Raw genomic sequence first — 10,953 nt, 5'->3', positions numbered from 1 at the left:
GTTTGAATAATACAATAAAGTAAAAACAAGGAGTTTTTAATTTGGAATTATCAATAGTATGTCCTATATATAATGAAGAAGAGAGTATACCGCATTTATATGCTGCATTAATTAAATCACTAGATAAATTAAATAAAAGCTACGAGATTATCTTAGTTGATGACGGTAGTAGGGATAGAAGTTTTGATGAGTTGAAAAAATTACAAGAAAAAGATCCGCGAGTTAAAGTGATAAAGTTTAGAAGGAATTTCGGACAAACAGCTGCTATGTCTGCTGGATTTGACTATGCTCAGGGAGACATAATTATTAGTATGGATTCTGATCTTCAAAATGATCCAGAAGATTTTGCAAAACTTATTGATAAGATGAACGAAGGATATGATGTCGTAAGCGGCTGGAGGAAGGATCGCAAGGATAAAACTGTTAGTCGAAAAATTCCCTCTAAAATTGCGAATAAATTAATATCAAAATTAACGGGGGTACATTTGCATGATTATGGCTGCTCGCTAAAAGCATATAAATCAAATGTGATAAAGAATGTCTATTTATATGGTGAAATGCATCGTTTCATACCTGCTATTTGTAGCATGATTGGTGCAAAAATTGTTGAAATACCAGTTAAACATCACCCTAGGAAGTTTGGCGTCTCAAAATACGGAATATCCCGAACGATACGAGTAGTTTTGGATTTGATCACTGTACGATTTCTCCAATCCTACATGACCAGACCTATACAAATATTTGGGAAACTGGGTCTATATTCAATTTTTATGGGTTTAATATTTTTTGTGCTCACCTTATATATGAAGTTTGGAGGGACAATGAATATAACGGGAAACCCCTTCTTTGTTATTTCGATTTTTTCTTGGTTAGCAGGATTGCAATTGATTGTTACCGGATTACTCGCTGAAATTCAAACAAGAGTATATTATGAAGGACAGAAAAAGCCGATCTATGTAATAGATGAGATTGTAAGTGTTGGAAGTTTTGTTGATCAGGAAGGAGAAGTAGTATGTCAGACTCCTTGAAAAAGGTTTGGATGATTGCTCCTACTCCCTTTTTTTCCGATCGTGGATGTCACGTTAGAATTTTAGAGGAGATTTATGCTCTTAAGGAACAAGATATTACAGTTGATTTATTTACCTATCACTTAGGACGAGATATTGAAGGAGTTCACACCATTCGAACTATAAAAATACCATGGTATAAAAAGAAGTCACCAGGTCCTTCATATCACAAACTATACTTAGATGTTTTTTTATTCATAACATGTTTATTTAGACTTTTTAAATCTAAAAATAGACCGATAGTTTTACACGGTCACTTACATGAGGGAGCATTTATTGCAATTTTTCTTAAAATATTCCTTAAAGTCCCGGTAATATTTGACGTTCAGGGGAGCCTGGTTGATGAATTGCAGAGCCATAAATTTATTAAAAAGGGCAAACTTCTGTACAAATTATTTTATAGTTTAGAGTCGTTTATATATAAGAAATCTGATCATCTAATTGTCTCTTCTAAAAATACGGCAGATTTTATTATAGATAATTTTAAGATATCCGAACAAAAAGTAACTGTCATTATGGATGGTGTTAATTCAAATTGGAGTTCACAGTTACTAGAGTGGAATAGCAGAAATAAAGCATTAAATGAATTAGGAATTCCAAGCGGAAAAATTATTATAGGCTATTTAGGGGCATTGAATGAATATCAAGGAATTGATATCTTGCTTCAAACCATAAAGGATATTAGTTTATCGGCTGAAATCGGCAAGCTGCACTTTTTAATAATGGGCTATCCTAATGTCGAAAAATACAAAAATACTGCAAAAGAAATGGATATTGAAAATCATGTTACTTTTACTGGAAAAGTGGCTTATGAAACAATCGGCTCATTGTTATCTGTTGCAGATATTGCCGTTTCGCCTAAAATTTCTTTAACAGAAGCAAATGGAAAAATTATTAATTATATGGCTATGGGACTACCGGTTGTTGCATTTAACACTCCCGTTAATCAGCAATATTTAGGAGAAGATTATAGATATTTTGCTGATATTAATAACAAAGACTCTTTTAAGGATTGCTTGTTAAGCCTACTCAGTGATGGCCCAGATGAATGGAAGAATACTGGCGATAATTTAAAAAATAGGGTAGTCAATGAATTTAACATGGGGAAAATTGCAGAGCAAATCCTTGGAGTGTATAAACATGAAAATAGTAATAACAATCTTTAAACATAAGAGCTTTAAAATTGTTTTTAGATTACTGGTAACTGTATCTTTATTAATCTATGCGTTTTCTAAGTTTTCTATAGCAGAGAGTATAACTGTTATAAAATCAGCAAATTTTAGTTGGTTCGGGGTTGCTCTTTTATTAAATATCATTACCGTTTTATTACAGGGGCATAAATGGTTTTACATAAACCGATATTTAGGGATAAACATTCCTTATACGAGAACACAACAATTGAACTGGATAAGTAATTTTTATGGTTTTTTTACTCCGGGGAAATTAGGTGGAGACGCATACAGATTTATTAGTTTAAATAAAACTTCAACAGGGAAGACTATCTCTTTTGCTTCAACCATGATTGAGAAACTTTCTACGTTATATGCTGTTTTTTTCTTAGGCGCATTATCTGCATTCTATGTTGGCCAAGTATATAGTGATATTGAATTTAGTCCGTTAATTTATCTCTTTTTAGTATCTATAATTGGTATATTGATTGTATCTCTTTTTTATAAGCAGATCAAAGTTAGGCTAGACAAGGCTCGACCACAAAATTCACTGGCTAAGAAAGTAACAGGATTTTTATCAATAATATTTAATAATCAGAACACCTTTAAAACAGTGCTCATAGTTTTTGTATATTCTCTATTTTATCAAATAGTGTCTTCGATAATTGTTTATGTTTGTTCTATATCTTTATCAATGCAGTTTAGTTTTTTCGATATTCTCTTAGTTTTTTCAATATCTACATTGGTAACTGCCTTACCTATTTCAATCTCTGGAATTGGTGTCAGAGAGACAATTTACGTAACTTTGTTAGGGGCAATGGGCGGGGGAAGTACCAGCAGTCTTTCTTTATCTGTTTTGGTTTTTTTATCAGGATTGTTTATTGTATTAATTGGTGGAGTTATGTCCTTAAAAAAATTAGATTTAAAAAGTGATGATGAGAAAGTCTGTTAAGAGTTGTTTTTATATGGAATTTGGCTTTTAGAAGGGATTGGATTCAGTTGCCGGGTAAAGTTGGGAAAGGGTTGTTAAGTGAAAAAAAAGTAAAGGCCTGTATAATTATTTCACTTTTTATCTTTGTAACAATTCTCTTTTTACAGAACGATGCAAATGTATATCTAAGGTTCTCAGGTTTGAGCCAAGATAGCACCATTAGTATTTATCCTGATTATGGGGAGGGTTTTTCAGAATCCACAGTACTAAAAAAAAGGGTTTCTGCTATTTCTCAAAAACAAGTTAAAATAAAACTAGCCAATTTAAGGGGTTTAAAAAATATTCGACTGGATTACGATGGCTCTTCTGAAATAGTGATAAATTCAATATCTTTCGGCACGCGTTTTTTTCAAATTAAAGAATGGTCTCAGGAAAAACTAGCAAAATATCTTGAAAGTACAATAAATATACGTTCAAAAGGTATTACTAATGAAGGAATACTTTTCAAAAGTAATGTTGATGATCCTCAAATTTATTTTAGTCAAGGTGCAGTAAATGAAGTAAGAGAGTTAAACTATAAACCTTATAAATTCATAGAACTATCCATTCTTTTTTCTATGATTTTATCAATCATTTTATTGATAAAATCAAATAATATATTAGGAATGGTTAATTTTTATAAAAAGTATCGTGATAAATTAGATCGAATGTTTTCAGGAACATTACAAGGTATTCTTTTCTTTTCTCTTTTAATTGTGTTTATTATTTCTATGCATAGCCAGCTTAACAATCATCCTGATGAATTGGTATCTTATTTCGCTGCTGAGTATTATACGGATCATTGGATGCCACCAGATCTTAGGGATCCCACAATTACCCATACTTTTTCGGTATATGGTAATTCACGCTTATCTGAATCAAGTCCCTATTATTTAATTGTTGGTAAGATTTCAACTCTGATGACTTATATTGTCGGAGGAGGAAGTTTTTTTAGGATTGTAAATTTTATAATGTTACTGATAATGATATCCATATATCTGCTTAGGTACAAGAAACACCCATATTTAGGAGTAGTCCTCTGTTTAACCCCGCAATTATGGTATATTTTTTCCTATGTTACTTCTGACGGGTGGGATTTTTTCATAAGTTTTTTAGCATTGTATCAATTTGTGAAAAAGGAAAGTATGCTTAATAAGGTTTTAAGAGAATCACTATGTGGGAAAAATATCTTGCGAATCAGTATAATTTCATTATTATTTGCATTAATCTTTATGGCAAAACCTAATTATTATGTAATGCTTCTTTTATTCTTTTTTATACTTCTTTTTAAATTAATAGACTCGGAAAAGTCGCAGCGTATGGCAATGTTTTCAAAATTTTTAATTATGCTCAGTTTCGTGTTGCTATTTGTTGGGTTACGTATGATTCCTGACTTTGTACATTATGGAACAGAAGGTAAGAGTGCCATTAAGGCAGAAATGATAGAAGCGACAGCTCAATATGAATTTAAACCTTCAACACCAATGAATGAGAAATATGCAGGTCTCTCATTGCATGATAGAGGTATTGACATAAAAGAATTACTAATTGATAGGCGCTGGATTGAACTCTCTATTAAATCTTTTATGGGTGTTTACGGTTATATGGAGTTTTATGCTAGCTCAATGTTTTATAGTTTCCTAACGTTTCTGTACTTAGTTATATATGGTTTTATTTTATATTATGGTTTTACAGCAATTGAAAATAGGAAACGAATGTTGTTTTTTATATCACAAATACTTGTGCTACTATCAATAAGTTTATCTATTTATAATTCGTGGTTTCTAGATTTTCAACCGCAGGGAAGATATATACTACCCTCTTTGCTGATCTTAGCCTATTCAACGACTCTCAATAAAAAAATATATCAAAATATTGTGTTTAAATTTATTTTAACTGTTACCTGTGGACTTTCCTTATATTCATTATTAGCAGTTGGTTTAATTAATGTTGTATAAATCATGAATATAACCTTTCCAATAGCTAATTATATTTGATAACTTGGTGTTAAATGTTACGCTGAGATATTATGCTAATTTTAAAGGAGATTTTTTATGAAAGTATTAATAACAGGTGGAGCGGGTTTTATAGGGTCTAATCTTGTCGACAGATTACTTGCTGAAGACCATAAGGTTATAGTCATCGATAATTTAAACGAGTTCTATGATCCGGAGTTAAAAAAAAATAATATCATTTCTCACCAGGCTCATAAAAACTACAAATTTTATAATGCTGATATAACGGATAGTAGTCATATTAAGGGGATTTTCACAAAGGAGATTCCTACTCATATTGTTCATTTGGCGGCATGGGCAGGAGTACGACCTTCTATTCATAATCCTATTCTTTATGAAAATGTAAATGTATTGGGAACACTTAATTTACTGGAAATATGTAAGGAAATGAACATAGTGAATTTTGTATTCGCTTCTTCATCTTCAGTATATGGCACGAACTCAAAGGTTCCTTTTTCAGAAAATGATCCAATTAATCAGCCTATTTCCCCTTATGCCGTCACCAAGCGAACAGGAGAGCTTCATTGTTATACATACTCCAACCTGTATAACATACCGATTTCTTGTTTAAGGTTTTTTACCGTGTATGGTCCTCGCCAGCGACCAGAAATGGCTATTCATAAATTTACTAGAATGATTGATCGAGGACAGAAGTTGACCATGTTCGGGGATGGTAATACCAAAAGAGATTACACTTACATTGATGATATTGTAGAGGGTATCCTAGGAGTGCTTCAAAGACCTAAAAATTTCGAAATTTATAATATTGGTAATTCAAGTACAGTAGAACTCCGACAATTAATTCAATTACTTGAAAATGGATTGAGTAAAAAGGCCAACATAGAAATATTAGACGAACAGCCTGGGGATGTGCCTATAACTTATTCTGACATCACTAAACTGAATAAGTTGAGTGGATTTGAGCCTAAAACATCTATTGAAAGTGGTGTTGAATCTTTCCTGAAATGGTATGTTGATAATCGTGAATTGTTATTAAGAATTACGTAAATTACACCAACATATGTTAAAATTATATTATTATTCGACATGAGTGCAGAAATTGTCGGAAATAAACAAGTAATCGGGGAGAGTTATGGAGATAACAATAGTTGGAACTGGATATGTTGGTTTGACTGCAGGGGTTTGTTATGCAGAGCTGGGACATCAAGTTATCTGTGTAGACAATGATCAAACTAAGCTTGATTTGTTGATTCAAGGCATTAGTCCTATTTATGAACCGGGACTTGAGCCGCTAATGAAAAAAAATATGCAGCAGGGGAGATTGAGTTTTACATCTGATATAACTTCAGCAGTTCGAAGCTCTACGATAATCATACTTGCTGTAGGCACCCCTTCCATGGAAGACGGGGATATTAATTTATCTTATATTGATGCGGCTGCCAGACAAATTGGCCAAGCGATGAAAGAAGAAAAAATTATAGTAAATAAAAGTACAGTGCCTGTGGGTTCTGCTGATCGAGTGAAGAAAATAATTCAAGAAGTATGTCCGGATGTCCCATTTTCCGTTGCTTCTGTTCCTGAATTTTTAAGGGAGGGATGCGCGGTCCATGATATTCTAAATGGTGAAAGGATTATTATTGGTGTAGATAATGATCGTGCTAAAGAAATTCTTGTTAAACTACATGAGCCTTTTAATTCACCGATTCAAGTAACAGATACTAGAAGCGCTGAATTAATAAAATATGCTGCTAACTCGTTTTTAGCTATGAAGATTTCATTTATGAATGAGATTTCAAATTTAGCGGAACATTTAGGTGCCGATGTACTAGAAGTAGCAAAGGGGATTGGTGCTGATAGCCGGATTGGGAATAAGTTTCTTAATGCTGGTGTAGGCTTTGGAGGCTCCTGCTTTCCTAAAGATACCTTAGGTATGATTAAAATGTCTGAACGTGCAGGTTATGACTTTAGAATACTTAAAGAAGTAGTTAAAGTTAACGATGTGCAGTACTTGAAAGTTATACAGAAACTTCAAAGTATCTATCCAGTTGTTGAAGGTAGAACGATTTCTATTTTGGGTCTCTCTTTCAAACCTGAAACAGATGATTTACGTGAAGCCCCATCCATAAAAATTATAAATTCGTTACTTGAATTAAGTAGGGATAACATTAGAATAAATGTTTATGATCCAATTGCAATTGAGCCGGCTAAAAAGTTGCTTGGATCATCAGTAAATTATTGTTTAAGTATTGAGGAAGCCATAAAGAATACTGATGCTTGTATTATAGTTACAGAGTGGAAACAGATAAAAGAATTTGATTGGAATAAAAATAAACAATTAATGAATTGTCCAATTATTATTGACGGTAGAAATTGCTTAACTCCTGAACAATTAGATCAAATTAGCTATATTGGTATGGGCAGGTTTCCAGTAAGTTCTATAAATGGTGAGAATTTAAATACAAATAAAAAATTGAGTTTTGTCAGATGATATAAAGGAGATAACCAAATGAAAGGTATAATTCTAGCAGGAGGTACAGGCTCGCGCCTTTATCCTTTGACTAAAGTAACTAATAAGCATCTTCTACCTGTAGGTAAATACCCCATGATTTTTCATGCGGTACATAAATTAAAACAAGCAGAAATCACTGATATCTTGATTGTTACAGGCAAAGACCATATGGGCGACGTCGTTAACTTGCTCGGAAGCGGTCATGAGATGGGGGTCACATTCACTTACAAGGTTCAAGACGAGGCTGGGGGGATTGCCCAGGCGCTTGATTTGGCTGAACAATTTGTTGGTGATGATCAAATGGTGGTTATTCTAGGTGATAATGTATTTGAAGATGATATTTCTCCATTCGTAGCTAATTTCAGGCAACAGGCTGGTGCAAAAATATTAATTCAAAAAGTAAGTGATCCAACACGATTCGGAGTTCCTGAATTGGATGGGGATCGTATTGTTTCCATCGAAGAAAAGCCTAAACAGCCTAAATCTAATTATGCTGTAACGGGGATATATATGTTTGATCACACCGTATTTGATATAATCAAGACTTTGGAGCCCTCTGCTCGAGGGGAATTAGAAATTACAGACGTCAATAATGCATATATTAAACGTGGAGAACTAACCTACGATGTATTAAAGGGCTGGTGGACAGATGCAGGAACACATGCATCCTTAGCCCGGGCTCATGATTTGGCGCAAGATATCGTGTTTGGCGAAGAATTTGGTAAACTTAAGTTATAGTAAGTATAAGGAGGAGAGTCATCCATGAAATTAACTCCTTTAAAGTTAGAAGGCGCCAGCCTGCTAGAACCGGTGGTACATGGCGATCACCGGGGTTTTTTTATGGAGAGTTACAATGAACAGGTTATGAAGGAGCTTGGAGTCAATCATCAATTCATCCAAGATAACCAATCGCTATCTGCAGAGCCTGGTGTTTTGCGCGGACTGCATTACCAGTTGAACCCTAAAGCACAAACCAAGCTGATCCGGGTGCTCACGGGGGCAATCTATGATGTAATTCTGGATATTCGTCGCAGCTCCCCTACTTTTGGACAATGGATCGGAGTCATACTCAGCGAGCATAATAAGCGTCAACTTTTAGTACCTAAAGGATTTGCCCATGGATTCTGTACCTTGGTGCCAAATACGCAAGTCTTTTATAAAGTGGACGAATATTATTCCCCGGAACATGACCGCGGCATATTATGGAATGATCCGGCTTTGAACATTGACTGGCCGGTTGGCGAACCATTGCTATCCGGTAAAGATCGGAATCACCCGACATTTGCGGATGCAGAAATGAACTTTGACTAGGAGGTCTCAATTCATGAAATTGCTGGTTACAGGTGGTGCCGGATTTATCGGCAGCAATTTTGTGCTATATATGCTACAGCAGTACCCGGAGTATGAAATTATAAATGTGGACTCTCTGACGTACGCAGGTAATTTGGAAAATTTAAAATCGGTGGAGAATAATCCGAAGCATACGTTTGTTAAGGCCGACATTACGGATGCTAAGACCATGGATGAGCTCGTAAGTCAAGGTGTTGATGTCATCGTGAATTTTGCAGCTGAATCCCACGTGGACCGGAGCATCCTGGAGCCGGACGTTTTCGTGAAGACGAATGTGCTGGGTACCCAAGTGTTGTTGGATGCCGCCCGTAAGTATGAGATTACAAAGTTTGTTCAAGTCTCTACAGATGAAGTGTACGGTACCCTCGGAGATACGGGATTTTTCACGGAGAAGACGCCGCTTGAACCTAATAGTCCGTACTCCTCAAGTAAAGCAGGAGGAGATTTACTAGTCCGTGCTTATCACGAGACTTTTGGTCTTCCTGTAAATATTACGCGCTGCTCCAACAACTACGGCCCATATCAATTCCCGGAGAAGCTGATCCCCCTTATGATCTCTAAAGCTTTGGCCGATGAGTCGCTTCCAATCTATGGTGATGGCTTGAATGTTCGGGACTGGTTATACGTTGAAGATCACTGCAGCGCAATTGATCTTGTGATTCATAAAGGGAAAAATGGCGAAGTATATAACGTTGGTGGTCATAATGAGCGAACCAATATACAAATTGTTAAAACTATTTTAGAACAATTGGGCAAGCCGGAGTCACTAATGACTTTCGTAAAAGATCGCCCAGGCCATGACCGCCGTTATGGCATTGATCCAACTAAGATTATGAGTGAGCTTGGTTGGAAGCCGAAACATAACTTTGAAACTGGCATCAAGGAAACGATTGAGTGGTATTTGCAAAACAAAGAGTGGTGGACTCGAATCCAATCTGGTGCATATCAAGAGTACTATGCTAAGCAGTATGGGGATCGGCTCGGTGAGCTTTCATGAGAGTCCTTGTAACTGGAGCAGGAGGGCAATTAGGGCAGGACGTGGTTCGCTTTTTTCAGCAAGCTGACCATATAGTGCTGCCCTGTGACCGAGAGATACTGGATATAACGGCCTACCAAAATTGCTTAGAGCGCACACAGGAATTCAAACCGGACGTTGTCATTCATTGTGCAGCATATACGGCCGTGGACCAAGCGGAGAGTGATATCGACACAGCGTACGCCGTAAATGCTTCCGGGACTAGAAACATGGTGCTGGCTGCACAGAGCGTAGACGCGAAGTTCTGTTATATCAGTACGGATTATGTATTTGATGGATCGGCACAAGCTCCTTATCATGAATATGACAATACAAACCCACAGAGTATCTATGGCAAATCAAAGCGGGCTGGGGAGGTGCTGGTACAGAGCTTGTCGTCCGCTTTTTTCATCGTACGAACCTCCTGGGTGTACGGGCTATATGGACATAATTTTGTGAAAACCATGCTAAAATTAGGTGCGGAGAAGCCTGAGTTGAAGGTGGTTAATGATCAGAAGGGATCCCCGACCTATACCGTTGATTTGGCGCAGTTTTTGCTCGAGCTTACCCAGACGGAGAAGTACGGAATTTATCATGCTTCTAACACAGGGGAATGCACTTGGTTTGAATTTGCCAAGGCGATTTTTGATGAAGCAGAGAGTATCTTGGGCAAGGCTTATTCGGCTTGTGTCGAACCATGTACCACAGAAGATTTTCCTCGCCCGGCTCCGCGGCCTCGCAACTCGGTCATGGAACACTTGGCGATTCGCACCAACGGTTTCAAGGATCTCCGTCCGTGGAGAGAAGGTTTAAAGGCATTTTTAGGTGAGCTTGCAGCAAGTAAATAATGATACAATAGTATGGCAGCCACTAGTTGGGTTTGTTATAATGGGACGT

At 36.1% G+C, this 10,953-nt stretch carries 10 protein-coding genes; all 10 read left to right on the top strand.

Features of this window, described 5'->3' with window-relative positions; all coding sequences use genetic code 11:
• Window positions 1-41: 41 nt before the first annotated feature.
• The 10 genes from BN2762_RS05345 (at window position 42) to rfbD (ending at window position 10,904) form a co-directional block, all read left to right on the top strand.
• A complete protein-coding gene (locus BN2762_RS05345; RefSeq protein WP_055106001.1) occupies window positions 42-1,028 on the top strand; it encodes a glycosyltransferase family 2 protein in 987 nt (328 codons plus the stop codon).
• Window positions 1,013-2,233 (top strand): glycosyltransferase, encoded by a 1,221-nt coding sequence (locus BN2762_RS05340; RefSeq protein ID WP_055106000.1) that lies wholly within the window; start codon window positions 1,013-1,015, stop codon window positions 2,231-2,233. The genes BN2762_RS05345 and BN2762_RS05340 overlap by 16 nt, the downstream gene beginning before the upstream one ends.
• On the top strand, window positions 2,208-3,188 hold the full coding sequence (locus BN2762_RS05335) for a lysylphosphatidylglycerol synthase transmembrane domain-containing protein (protein WP_055105999.1): 981 nt from the start codon (window positions 2,208-2,210) through the stop codon (window positions 3,186-3,188). Before BN2762_RS05340 ends, BN2762_RS05335 begins: the two co-directional genes overlap by 26 nt.
• A 20-nt stretch (window positions 3,189-3,208) precedes the next feature.
• Window positions 3,209-5,164 (top strand): DUF2142 domain-containing protein, encoded by a 1,956-nt coding sequence (locus BN2762_RS05330; protein ID WP_222861025.1) that lies wholly within the window; start codon window positions 3,209-3,211, stop codon window positions 5,162-5,164.
• Between the two features lie 96 nt (window positions 5,165-5,260).
• Window positions 5,261-6,229 carry a GDP-mannose 4,6-dehydratase gene (locus BN2762_RS05325; RefSeq protein ID WP_055105997.1) on the top strand — a complete coding sequence of 323 codons (969 nt, stop codon included), beginning with the start codon at window positions 5,261-5,263 and terminating at the stop codon, window positions 6,227-6,229.
• A gap of 85 nt (window positions 6,230-6,314) precedes the next feature.
• On the top strand, window positions 6,315-7,670 hold the full coding sequence (locus BN2762_RS05320) for a UDP-glucose dehydrogenase family protein (protein WP_055105996.1): 1,356 nt from the start codon (window positions 6,315-6,317) through the stop codon (window positions 7,668-7,670).
• A gap of 18 nt (window positions 7,671-7,688) precedes the next feature.
• Window positions 7,689-8,429, top strand: coding sequence for a sugar phosphate nucleotidyltransferase (locus BN2762_RS05315; protein WP_055105995.1), 741 nt, complete (start codon window positions 7,689-7,691; stop codon window positions 8,427-8,429).
• A 24-nt stretch (window positions 8,430-8,453) separates the two neighbouring features.
• The gene (rfbC, locus tag BN2762_RS05310; protein ID WP_055105994.1) at window positions 8,454-9,002 is read left to right on the top strand and encodes a dTDP-4-dehydrorhamnose 3,5-epimerase; all 549 of its coding nucleotides are present in this window, start codon (window positions 8,454-8,456) and stop codon (window positions 9,000-9,002) included.
• Window positions 9,003-9,015: 13 nt separating this feature from the next.
• The gene (gene rfbB, locus BN2762_RS05305; RefSeq protein ID WP_055105993.1) at window positions 9,016-10,038 is read left to right on the top strand and encodes a dTDP-glucose 4,6-dehydratase; all 1,023 of its coding nucleotides are present in this window, start codon (window positions 9,016-9,018) and stop codon (window positions 10,036-10,038) included.
• Window positions 10,035-10,904, top strand: coding sequence for a dTDP-4-dehydrorhamnose reductase (gene rfbD, locus BN2762_RS05300; RefSeq protein ID WP_055105992.1), 870 nt, complete (start codon window positions 10,035-10,037; stop codon window positions 10,902-10,904). The genes rfbB and rfbD overlap by 4 nt, the downstream gene beginning before the upstream one ends.
• Window positions 10,905-10,953 lie beyond the last annotated feature (49 nt).

It is taken from the genome of Paenibacillus ihumii (genome assembly GCF_001403875.1).
GTDB classification, from domain to species: Bacteria; Bacillota; Bacilli; order Paenibacillales; family Paenibacillaceae; genus Fontibacillus; species Fontibacillus ihumii.
The sequence above is the reverse complement of the archived record's forward strand: the minus strand, read 5'-3'. Positions and strand labels throughout refer to the sequence as shown.

What these genes read in the sequence shown, in the direction of transcription:
- BN2762_RS05325 (WP_055105997.1), top strand. Translation starts at nt 5,261, where the DNA reads ATGAAAGTATTAATAACAGGTGGAGCGGGTTTTATAGGGTCTAATCTT.
- BN2762_RS05335 (WP_055105999.1), top strand. Translation starts at nt 2,208, where the DNA reads ATGAAAATAGTAATAACAATCTTTAAACATAAGAGCTTTAAAATTGTT.
- rfbB (WP_055105993.1), top strand. Translation starts at nt 9,016, where the DNA reads ATGAAATTGCTGGTTACAGGTGGTGCCGGATTTATCGGCAGCAATTTT.
- rfbC (WP_055105994.1), top strand. Translation starts at nt 8,454, where the DNA reads ATGAAATTAACTCCTTTAAAGTTAGAAGGCGCCAGCCTGCTAGAACCG.
- BN2762_RS05315 (WP_055105995.1), top strand. Translation starts at nt 7,689, where the DNA reads ATGAAAGGTATAATTCTAGCAGGAGGTACAGGCTCGCGCCTTTATCCT.
- BN2762_RS05340 (WP_055106000.1), top strand. Translation starts at nt 1,013, where the DNA reads ATGTCAGACTCCTTGAAAAAGGTTTGGATGATTGCTCCTACTCCCTTT.
- BN2762_RS05320 (WP_055105996.1), top strand. Translation starts at nt 6,315, where the DNA reads ATGGAGATAACAATAGTTGGAACTGGATATGTTGGTTTGACTGCAGGG.
- rfbD (WP_055105992.1), top strand. Translation starts at nt 10,035, where the DNA reads ATGAGAGTCCTTGTAACTGGAGCAGGAGGGCAATTAGGGCAGGACGTG.